Source organism: Streptomyces sp. NPDC021093 (genome assembly GCF_044333135.1).
Lineage (GTDB): Bacteria > Actinomycetota > Actinomycetes > Streptomycetales > Streptomycetaceae > Streptomyces.
This window is the reverse complement of record NZ_JBIRQJ010000014.1, coordinates 103,608-124,301: the sequence shown is the minus strand read 5'-3', so window position 1 is coordinate 124,301 and position 20,694 is coordinate 103,608. Positions and strand designations below refer to the sequence as shown.

Below are 20,694 nucleotides of genomic sequence, written 5' to 3'. Positions count from 1 at the left end.
CCTAGACCGCTACGGGGGTGGTGTCCTTCGGCGCCGGGGCGGCGCGTCCGGTGATGGCCAGGAAGGTGTCCTGGAGAGTGGCGTCGGCCGAGCCGCCGTGGCGCAGCTTGAGCGCGCCCGGGGTGTCGTCCGCGACGACCGTGCCCTTGTCGATGATCACCAGGCGGTCGGAGAGTCCGTCGGCCTCGTCGAGGTAGTGGGTGGTGAGCAGGACCGTCGTGCCGAACGTGTCCCGCAGCCTGCGGATCAGCTTCCACAGGTCGTCGCGGCTGCCCGGGTCGAGACCTGTCGTGGGCTCGTCGAGGAAGAGGACCTCGGGGCGGTGGGCGAGACCCATCGCGATGTCGAGCCGCCGCCGCTGGCCGCCGGAGAGGGCGGAGCAGTTGCGCTCCATGAAGTCGGTGAGGTCCAGCTCGTGCGCCAACTCCTCGGCGCGCGCCGCTGCCTGGGACTTGGTGAGGCGGTAGAGGCGGCCCTGTGTGATCAGTTCCTCGCGCACCGGGATGTGCGGGTCGACGCCGCCCGACTGGGCCACGTAACCGATCCTGCGCCGTACGCCCGCGGGGTCGTCCCGCAGGTCGCAGCCCGCGACGGTGGCGGTGCCGCCGGTCGGGGCGATGAGCGTGGTGAGCATGCGGAGGGTGGTGGTCTTGCCCGCGCCGTTGGGGCCGAGGAGGCCGAGGATCTCGCCCCGGCGGACGGTCAGGTCGATGGAGCGGACCGCTTCGACGGGGCCTGCCTTGGTCTCGAAGGTACGGGCGAGGCCGGACGTGCTGACGATCGCCCGAGGGACTGCGTTCGCTGTCATGACCCCAGAAAAACAGAGTCTCTCTATTTTTGCAATCACCCCAAAATTTAAGCGAGGCCAAGTCTTCAGCGGGACCAAGAACGCTGCGTACGATGACGGGCATGGCTGAGGGACTGAGAGAGCGCAAGAAGCGGCAGACCAGGCAGTACATCTCCGACGTGGCCACCGGTCTCTTCCTGGAGAAGGGCTTCGACGCGGTGACGATCGCCGAGATCGCCGCCGCCAGCGACGTCTCGGTCAACACCGTCTACAACTACTTCCCGGCGAAGGAGGACCTCTTCTTCGACCGCAGCGCGGGCATCGTCGACCTCCTCGCCCGGCACGTCCGGGGCCGCGACAAGGGGGAGTCGGCGGCCCGCGCCGTCCTGCGCGAACTGCGCGCCGACGTCGAGTCCGTCTCGCCGCGGGTCGGTCTGATGGAGGGTTACGACCGCTTCATGAAGGTCGTGCACGGCGCGCACACCCTGCGCTCCCGCCTCTGGTACATCCAGCAGGAATCGCTGGAGAACCTGGAGGAGACCCTCCGCGAGGAGACCGGCGCCGACGCCGGGGACGACCTGCCGGAGCTGGTCGCCGGACAGATCGTCTGGGTGCACTCCACCCTCATGGCGTGGATCGGCCGCGAGATGGTCGAGGGACGCGCGCCGGCCGAGGTGTCCAGGGACGCTCTGCTCCTCCTCGACGAGGCCGAGGGACTGTTGAGCGAGAAGGTGCTCAACTACGCGGTCCGCGACGCCGGGTGACGCCCGCCACCCCGTATCAGTGTGATGTCCGTCATCTGAGACGTGACGCGCATCTCTTCGCCGCCCGAGCGGCCTCTTCCGGCGATAGCCTCCGCCACAGGACAACGCATACGCGACAGCACGCAGTAGTCAAAGGGAGTGCGCAGTGGCCAGGAAGCTTGCCGTCATCGGGGCCGGTCTCATGGGATCGGGCATCGCCCAGGTCTCTGCGCAGGCGGGCTGGGACGTGGTCCTTCGCGACGTCACGGACGCGGCGCTGACGCGCGGCACCGACGGCATCAAGGCCAGCTACGACAAGTTCGTCAGCAAGGGCAAGCTGTCGGCCGACGACGCCGCGGCGGCGCTCGCCCGGATCACCACCACGACCGACCTGGACGCCGTCGCCGACGTGGACATCGTCGTCGAGGCCGTCTTCGAGAAGCTGGAGATCAAGCACGAGATCTTCCGCACGCTCGACAAGCTCGTACGGGAGGACGCCGTCCTCGCGTCGAACACCTCCGCCATCCCGATCACGAAGATCGCGGCCGTGACGGAGCGTCCGGAGCGGGTCGTCGGCGCGCACTTCTTCTCGCCGGTTCCGATGATGCAGTTGTGCGAGCTCGTACGCGGGTACAAGACGAGTGACGAAACCCTCGCCACCACGCGGGAGTTCGCCGAGTCGGTCGGCAAGACCTGCATCGTCGTCAACCGCGACGTCGCCGGGTTCGTGACGACCCGCCTCATCTCGGCGCTCGTCGTCGAGGCGGCCAAGCTGTACGAGTCGGGCGTGGCCAGCGCCGAGGACATCGACATCGCCTGCAAGCTGGGCTTCGGCCACGCCATGGGACCGCTCGCCACCGCCGACCTGACCGGTGTCGACATCCTGCTGCACGCCACCAGCAACATCTACACGGAGTCCCAGGACGAGAAGTTCGCACCGCCGGAGCTGATGCGGCGCATGGTCGACGCCGGGGACATCGGCCGCAAGAGCGGACAGGGCTTCTACAAGCACTGAGCCGTTCTAGGGGCGCTGAGCCGTTCTACGAGACCGAGGTATGCCGGACACCGCACTCACCCCTACGGGTGAATTCGGTATCGATTCGCTTACAGACGGCAACTTCTCTGCCCCTGCGGCAGTCAGTTGATGGAAAGAAATAAGAGACAGAAGACGTCTGACGTCACGACAAGCACTCTCGGGGAGCGCACATGCACATCAGGGGCGATCACGTCGAGCTGGTCGTCGGGGGCCGCCTCGACGTCCGCAGCGCGGCGGACGCCCGTACGGTCCTGCACTCGGCCGTCGACGACGGTGCCGGTGACCTGGTGCTCGACCTGACCGAGCTGGACTCTTGGGACGCCACCGGACTCGGCGTCATCATGGGCGCGCACCGGCGGGCCGGGCGGTGCGGGCGCCGGCTGGTGCTCCGCGGCGTGCCGCCGCAGATGCAGCGGCTGCTGGTGGCGACCCGGCTGCACCGGATCCTGGCGATCGAGGGCGGACTCGCGGCGGACTCGCTGCCGCGGGTCTGACCGTCCGTCCCGGGGCCGACCGTCCGTCCGGGCCCGACCGCCCGTCCAGGGCTGTCCGTCCGTCCGCCGTGTCCCGCAAGGGCCGCAGAGGGCCGCAATCCTCACACGACTGTGACGTCCCGGAGCCCCCAGGACCCCTGACGCTCATAGATAATGTGCGAAGGTCTAGGGTTCGGTCGCCTGCCGCTTGACGAGCCCACGCAATGGATGCACCCACGTCGGCGGGCACCGGACCAGAAGCGACAGCGAGCGTGTGAAAGGCCGGGAGGGGCAGTCAGCACGCAACGCATCTGGGGGGCTTTGACCATGGACCCGATGAACCGGGGACCTGAAGAGTACGGCCAGGACAACATCCGCAACCACGACGAGCGGGACCGGCCGGGCGGAGCGCGGGAGCGCGACCCGGTCACCCGCGACCTGGGACAGGGTTCCGGTGAGCACAGCGCGACACCGTCGCTCGCCCGCACCGTGCAGTTCACTTCCGGCGACTTCCTGCTGACCGTCAACCCGGTCGACGGAAGCGAGATCGAACCCTGCCCGCCCGGCGAGCGCCCCGAGGCGCCCGTCCGGCACCCTGCGGCCGACCGCGTGGAGCTGGCGCGCGCCGCCAGGCCGCCGGTGCCGCCCGGTCCCGCCGCGCCCGAACTGCCGCTCCTGGAGCGTCAGGAAGAGCGCGAGCGGCTGGTGGGAATGCTGTCGCGCGGCCGTTCCGTACGGCTGGTGGGATCCGCCGGATCGGGCCGCACCGCGCTGCTCGAAGCCGTCGCCGCGGACTGTGCGGACCTCGCGCCCGACGGCGTCGTACGGCTGTCGGGCTACCGGCGTACGACGTCGGAGCTGCTCCAGGACCTGTTCGCGGCCGTCTTCCGGGCGCCGCTGCACCGGCCCGACCGGGACGAACTGCTGCGCCACGTGCACGACATCGGCGCCGTCGTCGTCCTCGACGACCTGGAGTTCGGCGGGGCGGTGCTCGAAGAGCTGCTCGCCGCGACGCCCGAGTGCGCGTTCCTGCTCGCCACGACGCCCGACGTCGCGGGCGCGTCCCCGGAGTCGCACATCGAGGAGGTGCTGCTCGGCGGGCTCGGGCGGGGCTCCTCGCTGGAGCTCCTGGAGCGGGCCGTGAACCGGCCGCTCACCGACGAGGAGGCGAACTGGGCGGGTGACCTCTGGTTCGAGTCGGAGGGCCTGGCGCTGCGCTTCGTACAGGCCGGGGCGCTGCTGCGGCAGCGCGACGTCCTGCGCGCCGACCCGGGCGCCTTCGACGAGTACGGGTACTTCACCGAGGCCCCGCTCGACGCGCCCTTCGACGCCGCCGACGGGCACGACGTACCGCTGCCCACCCTCGCCGAGGGGATCGCTCCGGTCGCGCCGCTGGCCGCCAGACTCAGCGAGTCCGCGCGGGCCACGCTGCGGTTCGCGCTGGCGCTCGGCGGCGAGGTGCCGCACCAGGCACACCTGCCGGCCCTGATAGGTGACACCCATGCGGACGCCGCGCTGGGCGAGCTCGTCGCGTGCGGGCTGCTCTCGCCGTCCGGCATGCGCCACCGGCTGGCCGCCGGGGTCGCCGTACAGCTGGAGAACGCGGGCTACGGCGAGGCCGCGGCCGAGCACGCGCTGAACGCCGCCCAGCACTACGCCTGGTGGGCCGGGCACCCCTCGGTGACGCCGGAGCGGATCTCCGCCGAGTCGGACGCCGTGCTGGCGGCCCTCGCGGCGCTGGTCCCGGGCACGGAGGCGGGGCACCCGAGCGCCGCCGTGCTGCTGGCCCGTACGGCAGCGCCCGCCTTCGCGGCGGGCATGCAGTGGGGCGCCTGGGAGCGGTCGCTGCGGACGGGCGCCGAGGCGTCCCGGATCGCCGGAGAGGTGGCCGAGGAGGCCTACTTCCACCACGAGTTGGGGATCCTCGCGCTCTGCGCCGGTCAACTGGACCGCGCGCGTGCGGAGTTGGAGACCTCGATCGGGCTGCGCGGTGCGCTCGCCGACCGGCGCGGCACCGTCGCCGCCCGGCGCGCCCTCGCGCTCGTCGCGGACCGCAGCGGTCCGGGGCCGGTGGGGCCGCCCGTCGTGGCGGCCGTGCCCTCGGGCGGCGGGGCCTTCTCGCGCTCGCCTTTCGACACCCCGTACAACCCCTTCGAGTCGGACCGTCCTTCGGCGGGCGAGGAGATGCCCGCCGCGCGGTACGAGGAGTCGGCATCGCCGCCCGCCGGTGTGCCCGCCCCGCCCGTACTGGGTGAACTCCCGGACTCCGAAGGGCCGTTGGTGATCGGCCGCAGCCCGTCGGCGGCCGGTGGCGGTCCGCCGTCGCGCCGCTCGATGCTCAGCGGTGCCCGGCGCAACCTGGTCGCGGCCGGTGCGGGCGCACTGCTCGTCGCGGTCCTGGGCACCGTGGTGACGCTCGGGGCGACCGGCAACCCGGAGGGCCCCGCCGATCAGGTCGTCCCCGGACAGTCCGCCAACGAGGACGCGGGCAAGGGCGGCATCGACGCCGACAAGGCCGACGGTTCCGAGGGCAACGGCTCCGGCGGTTCGAGCGACGAAGGATCCGGCGAACCCGGCCTCCCCGCCGCCGACTCCACCAGTCGCGGCAAGGACACCCCGACGCCGACCCCGAGCGGTACGGCGGGCAAGCCGACGAAGCCGACCGATCCGTCCACGAAGCCGACCGACCCGCCGACGAAGCCGACGGACCCGCCGACCAAGCCGACCGATCCGCCGACCAAGCCCACGGATCCGCCGACGAAGCCGACCGATCCGCCGACGAAGCCGACGGACCCGCCGACGAAGCCCACGGATCCGCCGACCTCGACGAACCCGGACCCGACGACGCCCAAGCCGGACCCGCCGACGTCTCCCGACAAGCCCCCGGCGACCTCGGACAAGCCGCCGACCTCGCCGGGGAACACGGTCAGCGCGCCGGTGCCGAGCGGGAGCGGCGGCGGGGGCTCGCCCGCGTCGACGAAGCTCGCGTAGGGCCCGTACGTACTCGTACGCACCCGTACGCAACTGCCGTCCGCACGCAAAGCTGTGGCGGCCCACCTGGAATCAGGTGGGCCGCCACAGTCGTGTTCCGGGCCACAGCCGTGGCGCGGGCGGTTCGGCTAGAAGAGCCGCAGCTTGTCGTCCTCGATGCCGCGCATCGCGTCGTAGTCCAGGACCACGCAGCGGATGCCGCGGTCGGTGGCCAGCACGCGGGCCTGCGGCTTGATCTCCTGGGCGGCGAAGACGCCGGTCACCGGCGCCAAGTGCGGGTCGCGGTTGAGGAGTTCGAGGTAGCGGGTGAGCTGCTCGACGCCGTCGATGTCGCCGCGCCGCTTCAGCTCGACGGCCACCGTCGCACCGTCCGCGTTGCGGCAGAGGATGTCGACCGGGCCGATCGCCGTCATGTACTCGCGGCGGATCAGCGTGTAGCCCTCGCCGAGGGTCTCGATGCGGTCGGCGAGCAGTTCCTGAAGGTGTGCTTCCACGCCGTCCTTGATGAGACCGGGGTCGATGCCCAGCTCGTACGACGAGTCGTGGAGGACTTCCTCCATCGTGATGATCAGTTTCTCGCCCGCTTTGTTGATCACGGTCCAGACACCGGCGTCGTCACCGGTGCCCTCCTTGAGGGTGCAGGGCGGGGACATCCAGTTGAGCGGCTTGTACGCCCTGTCGTCCGCGTGAATGGAGACGCTGCCGTCCGCCTTCACCAGGATCAGACGGGGGGCGGAGGGGAGGTGGGCGGTGAGCCGGCCCGCGTAGTCCACGGAGCAGCGGGCGATGACGAGACGCATGGGGAGCAACGCTACTCGACGATACGGGGTGGACGCGATTCGCCCTGTAAGACACCTGTACGCCACCCTTGGCAAGCTTCACGAAACCCTCTGGCAATGGCTGGTTGTGTGTGCAATCCCCTGTCGCGGTATCGACGGCGCGCTTACCGTGGATGCAGGAGGTTGCCGTGCGTGCACGCTGCGTTGCGGCTCTCCTGCCCTGCCCGGAAGACCCCGTCTCGGTGCGGGGTCGCGAGAGGAGAACCCATGTCGCTCGACGTCTCACCGGCTCTGTTGGAACAGGCCGAGCGAGGCGAGGTCGACGAAGCCGACTTCGTCGACTGCGTCCGGACCTCCCTGCCCTTCGCATGGGAGATGATCAGCTCGCTGGTGGCCCAGCTGAAGGTGGACGGTGGACAGTTCGCCGACAACCAGACGCCGCCGCCCAACGAGCAAGCTCGTGGTCAGCTGCTGCGGGCCCTGGCGAGTGACGCCATCCGCGGTTCACTGGAGCGTCACTTCGGAGTACGACTCGCATTCCAGAACTGCCACCGCGTGGCGGTGTTCCCGCTGGACTCCTCGGTCGACGAGCGGCTCGCCCGCTTCACGTCGGTCCGCGGCCAGCTGCTCAACCAGTCGCCGGAACTGCGGGACTGCTGACGTCTGAGGCTGCCGCTCCCGTGTCGCGGGAGGTGTACTGATGCTGGGGCGGCAGCTCCCCAGCAGGCCCGGTGTCCCCAGCAGGCCCCGCGGGACATCCCGTTCATGACAGCAGTGTCCGCACCTCGGTGCCCAGCCGCCGTACGTTCTCCTCCGTACCGGCGAGGTCGCCCGACCCCTCGGTCAGCAGCGCGAAGCGAGTGATTCCGGTCCTCTCCGAGGTCGCCGCCAGCCGGTCCGCCGCCAACTGGGGCGTACCCACCGGGTGCAGTCCGCACAGCTTCTCCGTGTACGCCACCGGGTCGCGCATCGCGCGGTGCCGGCCGTCGACCGTGACGTGCGCGTCGAGGCCCTGCTTGAGCCAGCCCGGCATCGCCTTGGTGAGGGCCTCGCAGGCGTCCTCGACGGTGTCCGCGACCTGGGCGACGCCGGCCGAGACATGACCGACCGTCGCGATCTCCTCGGCCGGACGTCCGGCGGCGCGCGCGTACGTACGCCACAGGGCGGTCATGTCCGCCTTCTCCTCGTCCCCGCAGTGCATCCCGAGCAGCATCGGCAGCCCACGCTCGGCGGCCAGCCGCACGCTCTTCGGCGAGGTGCACGCCACGACGACCTCCGGCCCGGGCGCGCCCTCCAGCTGCTCGTCCGGCCTTGGTACGACCGCGACTTCGCGGAACCGGTAGCGCTCGCCCCGCGCCTCCACGCGCGGCTCGCGCAGCCAGCGCAGCAGCAGGTCGAGGGCCTCCGGGAAGCCCTCCTCGTACGCCTTCAGGCCGCCGCCGAACACCTCCAGGTCGACCCACGGGCCGCCGCGCCCCAGCCCGAGCGAGAAGCGCCCGCCCGACGTGAGGTGCAACAGGGCTGCCTGCTCCGCGACGTTGACCGGGTGGGCGGTCGGCAGCACGGTCACCGCCGTGCCCACCCGGATCCGGCGGGTGCGGCCGAGCAGCAGCGCGGCCAGCGTCACCGCCGAAGGACACACGCCGTACGGAACGAAGTGGTGCTCGGCCAGCCAGACCGAGTCCAGGCCCGCGTCCTCGGCGACCTCCGCCGTGCGCACCGCCCGGTGCAGGGCCTCCCCCTGCCCCTGGCCCGGGAACTGGGCCGCCAGTACAAAAGCTCCAATGTGCATCGCCCTCTGCCTCCTTCTTCAGGCTTGCGGTTCGGCGATCCCCCACTGGCATTAACGTCTGACAAGTGCCAAAGGCACGGGCCCGCGCAAAGTTCTTGTGATTTTCCGGCCGGTGGTGCGCCGGGACTACCGGAGTACTCCCACCAGTGGTACGCCTACCCCCGCCGGATGGGCCTAGGCTGGGGGAAAACCGTCCGCCCAGCCCCATGAGGTGCTACGTGTCCCCGCGCCGCAACCGCCCCCGAGGCGGCGAGAACCCGACCGCGAGCAGCGGAGGCGGCGGTGGTTCACCGGACCGGTTCGGCCTGCAGCGCACCGAGTCGTGGCAGGGCGAGGAGTGGCTCGTGCGGCAGGTCAGCGGGGCGAGTGCCCAGGGCAAGCGCTACCGCTGCCCCGGCTGCGACCAGGAGATCCCCTCCGGCGTCCCGCACGTGGTGGCCTGGCCCGACTACGGCGGCGTCGACGACCGCCGGCACTGGCACAAGGCCTGCTGGAACGCGAAGGACCGCCGCACCACACAGGTGCAGCGGTCCCGCAACGCGCCCCGTCACTAGGGCAGTCGGCCGGTTCGGGGCAGTCGGCCGCTTCGAGGCGGTCGACCGGTTCCGGGCAGCCGTCCGGTCAGACGTCCCGCTTGTGCTGGACGAGGAAGGCCAGTCCGAGCACGACGGCCACCAGACCGCCCATGACGCCCAGCGGGCTCCAGCCGGTGAGGCCGTCCTCGGTCATCTCGGTTCCGTAGAAGACGCCGAGCTGGCTGGGGATCGAGTACTCCAGCAGGAAGCTCTGCGCGCCCTCCAGCGCCTTCGTCATCATGAACAGCGCCATCACCAGCGGCAGCAGCACCAGGCCGATCATGATGGTGATCGCGCCCGCCGAGTGCCTGATCAGCGAGCCCACGGCCAGCGAGAGCAGACCGATCAGGGCGACGAACGCGCTGACCCCGACGGTCGCCCGCAGCCACTGGCCGCCGGTGGCCGTGCCGTCCAGCACGGCCGCCATCAGGAGGGACTGCAGCACGGTGGCGACCAGCGTGATCGCGAAGGTGAGCAGGAAGAAGACGATCGACTTGGCCGCCAGCACGCGCGCCCGGCTGGGGCAGGCGGTCAGCGTCGTACGGATCATGCCCGTGCCGTACTCGGAGGCGATGGTCATCACGCCGAGCGTGATCACCGGGATGACGCCGAGCAGCACCCCCACGAAGCCGAACGAGATCGGCGACGCCTCATCGGGCATCTCGGAGCCCGACAGGGCGAGGGTGACGAGGACGCCGATGCCGAGGACCAGCACGACCATCACGCCGAGCGTCCAGATCGTGGAGCGCACCGAACGGATCTTGGTCCACTCGGAGGCCAGCGCGTCCGTGAGCGTCGCGCGGCGCAGCGGCACGGGGGAGACGTAACCGGGCTGCTGCTGGTGCTGCGGGTACGGGTGCGGGGTCGAGGGAGTCGTCATCGGGCGTCCTCGGGGGTGTCGCTGCTGCTGTCGTCGTTCTTGCGGAGGTGCGGGGCGGGGGCAGGGGCGGCGTCGGCGGGCGCGGGGGCGGCCGGGGCCGGGGGAGCGGCCGGAGCGGCCGGCTGCTGCTGTGCGTACGGGTTCTGCTCCGCCGGTACGGGCGTGCCCGCACCGGATCCCGGAACCCCCGGGTGCGGCTGTCCCGGCCGGGGCGGCGGCGGGGCGTACCAGCCCTGCTGCGGCGGCCCCTGCGGGACGACGGGCTGGCCGGGCGGCAGCGCGCCCGTGACGTCCGGCTGTGCGAAGCCCGCGAGCTGGTCGTCGGTGGAGCGGTAGTCGACGGCGGCCTGCGTCATCCGCATGTAGGCCTCTTCCAGCGACGCCTGGTGCGGGGCCAGCTCCCACAGCCGTACGTCCGCGTCGTGCGCCAGGTCGGCGATCCGCGGCAGTGCGAGACCGGTGACGCGCAGTGCGCCGTCCTGCTCCGGCATGACCCGGCCGCCCGCCTCGGTGAGCACCGAGGTCAGCTTCTCGCGCTGGAGCGGGTCGGTCTGCGGGGTGCGGACGCGGGCGAAACCGGCGGAGTTCGCGGCGATGAAGTCCCGGACGCTCATGTCGGCGAGCAGCTGGCCGCGGCCGATCACGATCAAGTGCTCGGCGGTGAGCGCCATCTCGCTCATCAGGTGCGAGGAGACGAAGACCGTACGGCCCTCGGAGGCCAGCATCTTCATCAGGTTGCGCACCCAGAGGATGCCCTCCGGGTCGAGGCCGTTGACCGGCTCGTCGAAGAGCAGCACCTGCGGGTCGCCGAGCAGGGCCGCGGCGATGCCGAGCCGCTGGCCCATGCCGAGCGAGAAGCCGCTGGAGCGGTGCTTGGCCACCTCCTGGAGGCCGACCACTCCCAGCACCTCGTCGACCCGGGAGGCCGGGATGCCGGAGAGCTGGGCGAGCGAGAGGAGGTGGTTGCGGGCGCTGCGCCCGCCGTGCACGGCCTTGGCGTCGAGCAGCGCGCCCACCTGGCGGGGTGCGTTGGGCAGCTCGCGGAAGGGGTGGCCGCCGACCGTGACCCGGCCGGAGGTGGGTTCGTCGAGGCCGAGGATCATGCGCATCGTGGTGGACTTGCCGGAGCCGTTGGGCCCCAGGAACCCGGTCACGGTCCCCGGCCGCACCTGGAAGGAAAGGTTGTACACGGCCGTCTTGGCGCCGTAGCGCTTCGTCAGGCCGACTGCCTCGATCATTCTCCAGCCCCATCGACAGATTGTCGGGGCCACGATCACGCGCTTGGTCCTGCGGTGATTCCTGCTGCCCCCGTAAGCACTAGGAGCTTAACCAGGGGAGAGCGGTTCCGGCCAAGAACGACTGTTCGTACCGGAACCCGGACACTTCACGCGCCGCAGCCGGACGGACACCGCGCGGAAACTCCCGGCCGGTCACGCATCGCGGTTCTTCAGCACCAGCCAGCCGCACACCACCGCGACCACCACCCAGAGCACCATGATGCCCAGGCCGCCCCAGGGCCCGTACGGAGCGATGTCGTTCTCCGGCGCGACAACCTGCATGATCTTGGTGCCGGCCTGGTCGGGGAGGTACTGGCCGATCTTGCGGGTGGCCTCGACGTTGCCCAGGATCGGCGCGAGCAGGAAGAAGATCGGCATCAGGATGCCGAGCGAGAGCATCGGCGAGCGCAGGATCATGGTCACCCCCATCGCGAACACCGCGATGAGCGTCATGTACAGCGCGCAGCCGATCACCGACCGCAGGACGCCCTCGTCGCCGATCGACGCCTTGTACGTGCCGAGCGCCGCCTGCCCCGCGAAGAACGCCACGAAGCTCGTCACCAGCGCCACCACGAATGCGAGCAGCGCCGCGACGGCCAGCTTGCTGAAGAGGAAAGTGCCGCGCCTGGGCACCGCGGCGAGCGAAGTGCGGATCATTCCGGTGCTGTATTCGTTGCCGACGACCAGCACTCCGAAAACGATCATCGCGAGCTGGCCGAGACTCGTTCCCGCGAAACTCGTGAACGTGGGATCCGCGAACTGCAGCTCCTTTGCGTCCATCTTCGAGAACTGGTCCTTGACCAGCAGACTGATCAGAAATCCGAGACCCACCGTGAACACCACGGCAAGTCCGAGCGTCCATACGGTGGACTGCACGGATTTGATCTTGGTCCATTCCGATTTCAGCACCTGCGCGGCAGCCATCTCAGACTCGCCCTCCCGTCGGGTTCGAGTGCGCGTGATACTCGACCGACTCCGCGGTGAGCTGCATGAACGCCTCCTCCAGCGAAGCCTGCTGAGGGCTCAGCTCATGGAGGACCAGCTGGTGCTGCGCGGCCAGCTCGCCGAGCTGCTCGGACGTCGCCCCGTCCACTTCGAGGGTGCCGTTCCCGGCCGTCACCACCGTCACCCCGGCCTGGTGCAGCACGTCCCGCAGCCGCTCCTGCTGCGGGCTGCGCAGCCTGACGTACGAGCGTGAATTGGTGCGGATGAAGTCCGCCATGGACGTGTCGGCGAGCAGCCTGCCCTGGCCGATGACCACCAGGTGGTCGGCGGTCAGCGCCATCTCGCTCATCAGGTGCGAGGAGACGAAGACGGTGCGGCCCTGCGCCGCGAGGGACTTCATCAGGTTGCGGATCCAGTGGATGCCCTCGGGGTCGAGCCCGTTGACCGGCTCGTCGAACATCAGGATCCGCGGGTCGCCGAGCAGCGCGCCCGCGATGCCCAGCCGCTGCCCCATGCCGAGCGAGAAGCCCTTGGAGCGCTTCTTGGCGACCGCCGTCAGACCGACGGTGTCGAGGACTTCGTCGACCTTGGCGGCCGGGATCCCGTTGCTCTGCGCCAGGCACAGGAGGTGGTTGTACGCGCTCCTGCCGCCGTGCAGCGCCTTGGCGTCCAGCAGGGCGCCCACGTACTTCAGCGGGTCGGTGAGGTCCGTGTAGCGCTTTCCGTCGATGCGGACGGCGCCCGCGGTGGGGTGGTCCAGGTCCAGCATCATGCGCATCGTGGTGGACTTGCCCGCGCCGTTGGGGCCGAGGAAGCCGGTGACGATGCCGGGCCGCACCTGGAAGTTCAGGTTGTCGACGGCCGTCTTCTCGCCGTACCGCTTCGTCAGGCCCGATACCTCAATCATGCCCGCCACGCTAAATGCGGACAAAGCCCCCCGCCACCGGGGGAGTGGCGAGGGGCTTCGGGGCGTACGCGGTGCGTACGGCCGGTGACTAGCGGGACTGCTGGGCCGGGACTCCGCGGGAGATCGGCTCGTCGTCCGCCGGGGCACCGGCGGCGGCCACGGCCGCACCGGTCAGCGTCGCCAGCATCTCGCGGACGTTGGTCAGCTGGGCGTTGATCGAGTCGCGGCGGTTGGTGAGCGCCGCCAGCTCGCGCTCGGACTCGCTGCGGATCCGGTCGGCCTTGGCGTTCGCGTCGGCCACGATGTCCTCGGCCTGGCGCTGCGCCGTCTCCACCGTCTGACGGGCGCGGCGCTCCGCGTCCGTACGCAGCTTCTCGGCCTCCAGGCGCAGCTGCTCCGCCCGGTGCTCGATCTCCGCGAGACGCTTCTCCGCCTTCGCCTGACGCGACGCCAGGTCGCGCTCGGACTGCTCGCGGCGCTTGGCCAGGTTGGTCTCGAAGTCCGCAGCGGCCTGGGCGGCCTTGGCGCGGGTCTCCTCGAAGAGCGCGTCGGCCTCCTCGCGCTTCGACTGCGCGTCCTTCTGCGCCTCGGAACGCAGCTGGGCGGAGTCGCCCTTCGCCTTCTCGACGATGCGGACGCCCTCGTCCTCGGCCTTCGCCTTGCGCTCCGCGGCGAACGACTCCGCGTCGTTGCGCACCTGCTGGGCGGCCGACTCGGCCAGCTCGCGGTGCTGTTCGGCGGCGCGACGGGCCTCCTCACGCAGGTCCTTCGCCTCCTCCTCGGCGAGACGGAGGATCTTCTCGACGCGGGCGCCGAGGCCGGCGTACGACGGCTCGGCGTCGTTCACCTGGGCCTGTGCGTTCTGCGTTTCGAGGTGGAGCTCCTCGATGCGCTTCTCCAGCGAGGTGATCCGGGCGAGAGCACTGTCACGGTCGGCGAGCAGTTTGGCGATGCGGTCGTCCACCTGACCGCGGTCGTAACCACGCCGCACCTGCTCGAAGCCGTATGGGGAGGCGGATGTGTCGCTCATGAGGTTCCTGTCGAATGAGACCGGTGAGGTGATAGGGGAATCCTAGGGGCCATTGCGGCGTGTCATCGAGCCAATGCCGGTTTGATCTGGAGAATGACCCTCCTTTTGAGTGGCAACCTGCCGGACCGCTTGCCACTCGCACGGATGAACACCTCGTCAAACCTGCCTGGAATCACAGCTCAATCACAAGTGGAACACCAGCCACAGAATCGATCCGCCGAACCGACCGAACCGTCCGCCGTTTTCCGTGCCTGCTGCCCTACCGCGACCGCACCGTGAATCCCGTTAGCCGTCCGAGGACTTGCCACCCGATCGAGACCCGCCCGCCGCCGCACCGGCCTTGACGCCGCCCGAACCCGAGCCGTTGGCCGGCTTGCCGCTCCCGGACGGTGCCTCGAATGATTCCAACGCCTCAAGGACGTCCTGGACACGGGAGATCTCGGTCTGAATGTCCTCGCGCCTGCGCACCAGCACATCCAGCTCGCGCTGGCCCTCGGCGACCGTGTGCTCCGCCTCGGCCTTCGCCTCGTCCCTCAACTTCGTTGCCTCGCGGACCAGTTCGGCCTTCTTCTGCTCGGCCTCCTTGAGCAGCTGCTCGGCCTTCTTGACCGCCGCGATCCGGACCTTCCCGGCCTCCGAACTCGCCTCCGACACCAGGGACTTGGCCTTCGCCTCGGCCTCGGCCTGCTGTTCGGTGGCCGCCTTCATGAGCTTGTCGACGCGCTCGCCGGCCGTCTTCATCTGCTCGGAGGTCTCGCGGCGCGCACGCTCGTGCAGCTCCTCGATCTCGCCCTCCAGGCGGGTCCGCAGCTCCTCCGCCCGGTCCCTTATGGCAGTCGCGTCCCGGCGGGCGCCGACCAGCAGCTCGTCCGCGTCCGTACGGGCCCGCTCCACCAGCGAGTTGCCCTCGACCTTGGACTCCGAGACGAGCCGGTCGGCCTCCTTGCGGGCCGCGCCGACCATCATGTCGGCCTGCTCCTCGGCCTGGGTGGCGGCCCGCAGCGCCTCCTCCTGGGCCTTCGCGACGAGCTGGTCGGCCTGGGCCGCCGCATCCGAACGCCGCTTGGCAGCGGCCTCCCTGGCCTCGTCGAGCAGCCGGTCCGCCTCGCTGCGCGCCTCCGAGCGCACCTGCTCGGCGGCGCTCTCGGTGTCCTCGCGGTGCTTGGCCGCCTCGGTGCGGATCCGCTCGGCGGCCTGCTGGGCGGAGCCCACCGTGTCGGCGGCCTCCGCGCGCAGCCGCTCGGCCTCGCCCGTCGCGTCCGACACCAGCTGCTCGGACTTCGAGGTGGCGTCGGAGACCAGCTTCTCCGCCTGCTGGAGCGCCTCGGTGGTCAGCTTGTCGGCCTCGCCCGCGGCCTCCGTGATGAGCTTGTCGGCCTGCTCCGCGGCGTCCGTGCGGCGCTTGTCCGCGGCCTTGCGGGCCTCGTCGAGCACCTGCTCGCCGTCGGTGCGGGCAGCGGCCCGCAACTGCTCGGCCTGCGCCTCGCCGTCCGCCCTGACCTGCACGGCCTCGCCGCGCAGCCGCTCCGCGTCCTGCTCGGCGGTGGTCAGCGCACGGGCGGCCTGCGCGGTGAGCCGCTCGGACTCCGCGGTCGCTTCGGCGAGCGTACGGGCGGCCTCCTGCTCGGCCTTCGCCCGTACCTCCGCGGCCTCGTGCTGGATCTGCTCGGCCTCGGTGCGGGCCTCGCCGATGAGGAGGTCCGCCTGCGCGGCCGCCTCGTTGCGGATGCGGTTGGCGTCGTCGCGGGCCTCCGCCCGGGACTTCGACGCCGCCTCCTCGGCCGCCGCGAGGGCGTCCGACGCTTCGGTACGGAGCTGCTGGGCGCGCTCCTGCGAGTCCGTCTTGAGACGCTCGGCCTCGGTGATGGCGTCGCCCACGGTGCGCTCGGCGAGCGCCTTCGCGGCGTCCGTCTCCTCCTGCGCCCTGCTGCGCACCCGGTTGGCGTCCTCGGTGGCCCGCTCCCGCTCGGCGTAGGCGTCGGAGCGGACCCGGTCCGCCTCCTCCTGCGCCTCGGTCCTCGTACGCTCCGCCGCGTGCTCGGCGGCGCTGCGCAGCCCGGCGATCTCCTCCTCGGCCTGCTCCTGGAGCCCGGCCACCGCGTCCCGCACCTGCTGCGCGGTCTGCTCGGCCGCCGACACCAGCTCGGAGGCCCGCCGGTCCGCGTCCTCGACCAGGCGCTGCGCCTCCGCCTGCGCGTCCTCGACGCGCTTGCGGGCCGACGCCAGGAGCTCCTCGCTCTGCTCGCGGGCCTGGGCGCGCTCGCGCTCGGCCTCCTCGCGGGCGTTCTCCAGCGTCTCGCCGGCCTCGCGCCGGCGCCGTACTGCTTCCTCCTGGGCGGCGGCCAGGGCCTCCGCCGCCTCGCCCGACACCCGCTCGGCCGCCGCGGCGGCCTCCGCGCGCACCCGGTCGGCGCTCTCCTGAGCCTCCGCCTTGAGCCGCTCGGCCTCCGCGGCCGCCTCGCCGCGCAGCCGTACGGCGACGGACTCGCCCTCGGCCCGCGACTGCGACGCGTCCGACGCGGCCTCGGTGCGCAGCCGCTCGGCCTCCGCCTCCGCCTGCGCCTGCAACGTCCTTACCCGCTCGGCCGCCTCGGCCCGCAGCCGCTCGGACTCCTCGCCGGTCTCCCGGCGGATCCGCTCCGCCTCCTCGCGGGCACCCGACAGGGTCTCCTCGGACGACGCCAGACGCTGCTCGGCCTCGCCCCGCAGCCGGTCCAGTTCCTCGGCGGCCTCGGCCCGACGTGCGGCGACGGCCCGGTCGGCGTCCTCACGGAGCGCCGTGACGGCGGCCTCGGCCGCGGCCTGCGCCGCCTGCGACTGCTCCTCGGTCTCGGCGCGCAGCCGGTCCGCCTCGGCGCGGGCGTCGGCCAGCGCCTCCTCGGCCTGCTTGCGCAGCGCGTTCGCCCGCTCGGTGGCATCGGAGCGGAGCTGCTCGCTGTCGGAGCCCGCGGTGGCCCGCAGCTCGTCCGCGTCCGTACGCGCCTTGGTCAGCAGCTCCTCGGCGGTGCTGGCCGCCTCCTCGATCTGCTGGACGGCCTCCCGGCGGGCCTCGCCGCGGATCCGCTCGCCCTCGGCGACGGCCTCGGAGCGCAGCTGCTCGGCCTCGCCGCGCAGCCGACGGGCCTCCTCCTGGAGCTCGACCGTCTTGGCGCGGTACTCCTTGGTGTCGTCCTTGGCCGCGCCCTTGAGCTCGTCGGCCTGCTCGGCCGCGTCCCCGCGCAGCCGCTCGGCCTCGGTCTCGGCCTCGCGGCGGATCCGCTCCGCCTCCTCGGCGGCCTTGCGGGTGGTCTCCCGGGCGTTCTCGGACGCCTTGGTGAGGACTTCCTCGGCGCTGCGGGCGGCCTTGGCGAGCTGGGCGGCGGCGTCCTCGGACGCGACGGTGCGGGCCTTGTCCGCGGCCTCCTTCACCACGCGCTCGGCCTCCGCGCGGGCGTCGGCGAGCGCCTGCTCGGCCTCCGCCTTCAGCGCCTCGGCGTCCTTCGTCGCCTCGCCGACGAGGCGGGCGATCTCGGACTTGGCCGTACGGGTGCGCTGCTCGTTGACGGACTCGGCGCCGGACAGCTGCTTGGCAGCGGCCTCCTTCGCCTCGGAGAGCACCTTCTCCGCTTCGAGCCTGGCCTCGCGCAGTGCCGTTTCGGCCTCCTGCATCCGCGTCTCGGCGGTGCGGCTCAGCTCGGCGGCCTGCTTGCGGGCCTGGTCGGACTCGGTCGTCGTGGTCGTACGGAGCTGCTCGGCGTGGGTGGTCGCCTCCTGCGCCTGCGTGGAGGCGGCGTTCAGCAGCCGTTCGGCGTCCTTGCGGGCGCGCAGCAGCGTCGCCTCGGCCTCGGTGCGGGCCGCTTCCGCGTCGGCGCTGAGACGCTGCCGGGCCTCCTCGGCGACCCGGGTCGCCTCCGCGCGGGCGCCTGCGAGGGCCTGCTCGGCCTCGGCGCGGGACTCCTCCATGAGCCGGCGGGCCTGGGCCTCGGTGCGGGCCCGGAGCTGCTCGGCCCACGCCACGTTCTCGTTGACGTGCGACTCGACGGTCTGCCGGCGCTCGGACAGCTCCTGGTCGAGACGCTGGCGGCGGGTGACCGCCTCCTGGTGCAACTCGGCCTGGAGGCGGGCCTGGTGCTCCGCGTGCTCCTGGAGGATGCGCTGCGTCTGGGCGCGGGCCTCGCGCAGCTCGCGCTCGGCGTCGGTGCGGAGTTGGTCCGCCTGCACCTGGGCGTTGCGGAGCAACTGCTCGGACTGGTACCCGATGTCCGCCGCGTCGTAGGCAGGACGGGACGCGAGGTTGCGGCGCGCCTCGTGGAGCTTGGCGCGCAACACCTCGACCTGGTAGCCGAGGTCCTCGGCATGCTGGACCGCCTTCTCCCGCTCGGTCTTCAGCCGGTCCATCTCGGCCTCGAACCGCGAGAGATGGTCGGACTCAGCCCGCTGAGGGCTCTCCTGGCGTTCGTAGCCCCGCACTGCGCGGTCCCATCCGTCCCCTGGTCGCAACTGTCTGTCGTGACGCTGTAGTCGTACGTGTCGTCGTACGGCCTGCCGGTCGCACGGCCCCACCCTGTCAGCGGGTGGGCCCCCGGGGGAATGGTGTCAGATCAACAGGGGGCCACAAGTCGCAGGCCCTCTTCCCGGCCCCGGCCCGGAACGGCCCACTCTACCGGCCGGGTCGGGCAGGAGTCAGTGGTCCTCCTGACTGCCCGGTGCCGCGGGCAGGGCGGCGGTGACCAGTTCGGTCAGCACGCCGTGGCAGTCCTTGGGGTGCAGGAAGGTGATCCGGGATCCCATCGAGCCGGTGCGCGGCTCGTCGTACAGCACCCGTACGCCCTTGTCGCGGATGTCGGCGGCGTCCGCGTCGACGTCGGCGGTGCCGAAGGCGATGTGGTGGACGCCCTCGCCGTTCTTGGCGAGCCACTTGCCGACCGCGGAGTCCTCGCGGGTGGGCTCCAGGAGCTGGAGGTAGGTGGCGCCGCCGTCGGAGGCCCCGTTGACCCTGATCATGGCCTCGCGGACGCCCTGCTCCTCGTTGATCTCGGAGTGGTGGACCTCGAAGCCGTACGTGGCCCGGTAGAACTCGACGGTCTCGTCGAGGTCGTGGCAGGCAATTCCGATGTGGTCGATTCGCGTCAGCATGCCCTCAGTGCAGCGCGGTTGACACTGGTTACGCAACGTGCGCGCCGTCACACCGGATGCCCGGTGACGAGCGCGTACCGCGTCAGTACATTCAGGTAAACCCTCGTTCACTTCCCACCTCCCAAGGGGCCGTGGCTCATGCCTGGAACTTCCGGAACGAACACCTCCGTCATCGTCGCGGGCGCGCGGACGCCCATGGGCCGTCTCCTCGGCTCCCTGAAGTCCTTCTCCGGAGCCGACCTCGGCGGCTTCGCGATCAAGGCGGCCATCGAGCGTGCGGGCATCGGCGGCGACCAGGTCCAGTACGTGATCATGGGACAGGTGCTCACGGCCGGTGCGGGCCAGATCCCCGCCCGCCAGGCCGCCGTCAAGGCGGGCATCCCGATGAACGTCCCGGCCCTGACCGTCAACAAGGTCTGTCTCTCCGGCCTGGACTCCATCGCGCTGGCCGACCAGCTGATCCGCGCGGGCGAGTTCGACATCGTGGTCGCGGGCGGCCAGGAGTCCATGACCAACGCCCCGCACCTGCTGCCGAAGTCCCGCGAGGGCCACAAGTACGGCGCGATCGAGATGATCGACTCGATGGCGTACGACGGCCTGACCGACTCCTTCGACAACATCCCGATGGGCGAGTCCACCGAGAAGCACAACGCGATCCTCGGCATCGAGCGCGCCCCGCAGGACGAGTTCGCCGCGGAGTCCCACCAGCGCGCCGCCGCCGCTACGAAGAACGGCATCTTCGCGGCCGAGATCACCCCCGTCGAGGTCCCGCAGCGCAAGGGCGACCCGGTGCTGGTCTCGACCGACGAGGGCATCCGGGCCGACACCACCGTCGAGGCCCTCGCCAAGCTGCGTCCCGCCTTCGGCAAGGAGGGCACGATCACGGCCGGCACGGCCTCGCAGATCTCGGACGGCGCGGCGGCCGTGGTCGTCATGAGCCGGGCCAAGGCCGAGGAACTGGGCCTGGAGTGGATCGCCGAGATCGGCGCCCACGGCAACGTGGCGGGCCCTGACAGCTCCCTCCACTCGCAGCCCTCCAACGCGATCAAGCACGCGCTGGGCAAGGAGGGCATCGGCGTCGACGACCTCGACCTCGTCGAGATCAACGAGGCCTTCTCCGCCGTCGCGCTCCAGTCAATGAAGGACCTCGGAGTGTCCCCGGAAAAGGTGAATGTCAACGGTGGCGCGATCGCGCTGGGGCACCCGATCGGCATGTCCGGCGCACGCATGGTGCTGCACCTGGCGCTGGAGCTGAAGCGCCGCGGCGGCGGGGTCGGCGCGGCGGCGCTGTGCGGTGGCGGCGGCCAGGGCGATGCGCTGATCGTCCGCGTACCGGGCAAGTAGTCCCCGGTACCTCCCTTACG

Annotated in this window: 16 protein-coding genes and 1 pseudogene; 7 read left to right on the top strand and 10 right to left on the bottom strand. The window is 71.4% G+C overall.

Annotated elements, in window-relative coordinates; translation table 11 throughout:
* Position 1: 1 nt before the first annotated feature.
* Positions 2-808 carry an ABC transporter ATP-binding protein gene (locus tag ACH4SP_RS35760; protein ID WP_398421410.1) on the bottom strand — a complete coding sequence of 269 codons (807 nt, stop codon included), beginning with the start codon at positions 806-808 and terminating at the stop codon, positions 2-4.
* A gap of 101 nt (positions 809-909) precedes the next feature.
* Here ACH4SP_RS35760 and ACH4SP_RS35755 point away from each other — a divergent pair, with 101 nt between their 5' ends.
* The 4 genes and pseudogenes from ACH4SP_RS35755 to ACH4SP_RS35740 form a co-directional block, all read left to right on the top strand.
* Positions 910-1,551 carry a TetR/AcrR family transcriptional regulator gene (locus ACH4SP_RS35755; protein ID WP_398421408.1) on the top strand — a complete coding sequence of 214 codons (642 nt, stop codon included), beginning with the start codon at positions 910-912 and terminating at the stop codon, positions 1,549-1,551.
* 145 nt (positions 1,552-1,696) lie between these two features.
* Positions 1,697-2,545 carry a 3-hydroxyacyl-CoA dehydrogenase family protein gene (locus tag ACH4SP_RS35750; protein WP_398421406.1) on the top strand — a complete coding sequence of 283 codons (849 nt, stop codon included), beginning with the start codon at positions 1,697-1,699 and terminating at the stop codon, positions 2,543-2,545.
* A gap of 191 nt (positions 2,546-2,736) precedes the next feature.
* Entirely contained in the window at positions 2,737-3,060 is a 324-nt protein-coding gene (locus ACH4SP_RS35745) for an STAS domain-containing protein (protein WP_189826702.1), read from the top strand.
* Positions 3,061-5,600: 2,540 nt separating this feature from the next.
* A pseudogene (locus ACH4SP_RS35740) lies at positions 5,601-5,780 on the top strand (hypothetical protein); the annotation flags it as partial.
* 378 nt (positions 5,781-6,158) lie between these two features.
* Here ACH4SP_RS35740 and nucS read toward each other — a convergent pair.
* Entirely contained in the window at positions 6,159-6,830 is a 672-nt protein-coding gene (gene nucS / locus ACH4SP_RS35735) for an endonuclease NucS (RefSeq protein WP_398421403.1), read from the bottom strand.
* 246 nt (positions 6,831-7,076) lie between these two features.
* On the opposite strand from nucS, the gene ACH4SP_RS35730 reads away from it, so the two are divergent.
* Complete coding sequence (locus ACH4SP_RS35730; protein WP_398421401.1) at positions 7,077-7,469, top strand: SCO5389 family protein; 393 nt, start codon at positions 7,077-7,079, stop codon at positions 7,467-7,469.
* A 103-nt stretch (positions 7,470-7,572) separates the two neighbouring features.
* Here ACH4SP_RS35730 and ACH4SP_RS35725 read toward each other — a convergent pair whose 3' ends face one another.
* Complete coding sequence (locus ACH4SP_RS35725; RefSeq protein ID WP_398421399.1) at positions 7,573-8,601, bottom strand: LLM class flavin-dependent oxidoreductase; 1,029 nt, start codon at positions 8,599-8,601, stop codon at positions 7,573-7,575.
* 218 nt (positions 8,602-8,819) lie between these two features.
* Between ACH4SP_RS35725 and ACH4SP_RS35720 the strand changes: the two genes are divergently transcribed.
* Complete coding sequence (locus tag ACH4SP_RS35720) at positions 8,820-9,155, top strand: ATP/GTP-binding protein (protein WP_398421397.1); 336 nt, start codon at positions 8,820-8,822, stop codon at positions 9,153-9,155.
* Positions 9,156-9,222: 67 nt separating this feature from the next.
* Here ACH4SP_RS35720 and ACH4SP_RS35715 read toward each other — a convergent pair whose 3' ends face one another.
* The 7 genes from ACH4SP_RS35715 to mce all read right to left on the bottom strand — a co-directional run bounded on the left by ACH4SP_RS35715 (position 9,223) and on the right by mce (position 19,330).
* Entirely contained in the window at positions 9,223-10,056 is an 834-nt protein-coding gene (locus ACH4SP_RS35715) for an ABC transporter permease subunit (protein ID WP_398421395.1), read from the bottom strand.
* Positions 10,053-11,294, bottom strand: a complete 1,242-nt coding sequence (locus ACH4SP_RS35710; RefSeq protein ID WP_398421393.1) for an ABC transporter ATP-binding protein — start codon at positions 11,292-11,294, stop codon at positions 10,053-10,055. Before ACH4SP_RS35710 ends, ACH4SP_RS35715 begins: the two co-directional genes overlap by 4 nt.
* Before the next feature lie 192 nt (positions 11,295-11,486).
* Positions 11,487-12,257: an ABC transporter permease gene (locus tag ACH4SP_RS35705; RefSeq protein ID WP_398421391.1), complete on the bottom strand. Its 771-nt coding sequence runs from the start codon at positions 12,255-12,257 to the stop codon at positions 11,487-11,489.
* 1 nt (position 12,258) lies between these two features.
* Positions 12,259-13,185 carry an ABC transporter ATP-binding protein gene (locus ACH4SP_RS35700; RefSeq protein WP_398421389.1) on the bottom strand — a complete coding sequence of 309 codons (927 nt, stop codon included), beginning with the start codon at positions 13,183-13,185 and terminating at the stop codon, positions 12,259-12,261.
* Positions 13,186-13,273: 88 nt separating this feature from the next.
* Positions 13,274-14,215: a cellulose-binding protein gene (locus tag ACH4SP_RS35695; protein ID WP_398421386.1), complete on the bottom strand. Its 942-nt coding sequence runs from the start codon at positions 14,213-14,215 to the stop codon at positions 13,274-13,276.
* 285 nt (positions 14,216-14,500) lie between these two features.
* A complete protein-coding gene (gene scy / locus ACH4SP_RS35690) occupies positions 14,501-18,664 on the bottom strand; it encodes a polarized growth protein Scy (RefSeq protein WP_398421384.1) in 4,164 nt (1,387 codons plus the stop codon).
* Positions 18,665-18,877: 213 nt separating this feature from the next.
* Positions 18,878-19,330 carry a methylmalonyl-CoA epimerase gene (gene mce / locus ACH4SP_RS35685; RefSeq protein ID WP_398421382.1) on the bottom strand — a complete coding sequence of 151 codons (453 nt, stop codon included), beginning with the start codon at positions 19,328-19,330 and terminating at the stop codon, positions 18,878-18,880.
* A 138-nt stretch (positions 19,331-19,468) separates the two neighbouring features.
* Here mce and ACH4SP_RS35680 point away from each other — a divergent pair, with 138 nt between their 5' ends.
* Entirely contained in the window at positions 19,469-20,674 is a 1,206-nt protein-coding gene (locus tag ACH4SP_RS35680) for an acetyl-CoA C-acetyltransferase (protein ID WP_398421380.1), read from the top strand.
* The last annotated feature ends 20 nt before the right edge of the window (positions 20,675-20,694 follow it).

Bases quoted from the DNA above. Each gene is read 5' to 3' on its own strand.
- ACH4SP_RS35760 (WP_398421410.1), bottom strand. From the start codon at position 808: ATGACAGCGAACGCAGTCCCTCGGGCGATCGTCAGCACGTCCGGCCTC.
- ACH4SP_RS35755 (WP_398421408.1), top strand. From the start codon at position 910: ATGGCTGAGGGACTGAGAGAGCGCAAGAAGCGGCAGACCAGGCAGTAC.
- ACH4SP_RS35745 (WP_189826702.1), top strand. From the start codon at position 2,737: ATGCACATCAGGGGCGATCACGTCGAGCTGGTCGTCGGGGGCCGCCTC.
- nucS (WP_398421403.1), bottom strand. From the start codon at position 6,830: ATGCGTCTCGTCATCGCCCGCTGCTCCGTGGACTACGCGGGCCGGCTC.
- ACH4SP_RS35730 (WP_398421401.1), top strand. From the start codon at position 7,077: ATGTCGCTCGACGTCTCACCGGCTCTGTTGGAACAGGCCGAGCGAGGC.
- ACH4SP_RS35725 (WP_398421399.1), bottom strand. From the start codon at position 8,601: ATGCACATTGGAGCTTTTGTACTGGCGGCCCAGTTCCCGGGCCAGGGG.
- ACH4SP_RS35715 (WP_398421395.1), bottom strand. From the start codon at position 10,056: ATGACGACTCCCTCGACCCCGCACCCGTACCCGCAGCACCAGCAGCAG.
- ACH4SP_RS35710 (WP_398421393.1), bottom strand. From the start codon at position 11,294: ATGATCGAGGCAGTCGGCCTGACGAAGCGCTACGGCGCCAAGACGGCC.
- ACH4SP_RS35705 (WP_398421391.1), bottom strand. From the start codon at position 12,257: ATGGCTGCCGCGCAGGTGCTGAAATCGGAATGGACCAAGATCAAATCC.
- ACH4SP_RS35700 (WP_398421389.1), bottom strand. From the start codon at position 13,185: ATGATTGAGGTATCGGGCCTGACGAAGCGGTACGGCGAGAAGACGGCC.
- ACH4SP_RS35695 (WP_398421386.1), bottom strand. From the start codon at position 14,215: ATGAGCGACACATCCGCCTCCCCATACGGCTTCGAGCAGGTGCGGCGT.
- mce (WP_398421382.1), bottom strand. From the start codon at position 19,330: ATGCTGACGCGAATCGACCACATCGGAATTGCCTGCCACGACCTCGAC.
- ACH4SP_RS35680 (WP_398421380.1), top strand. From the start codon at position 19,469: ATGCCTGGAACTTCCGGAACGAACACCTCCGTCATCGTCGCGGGCGCG.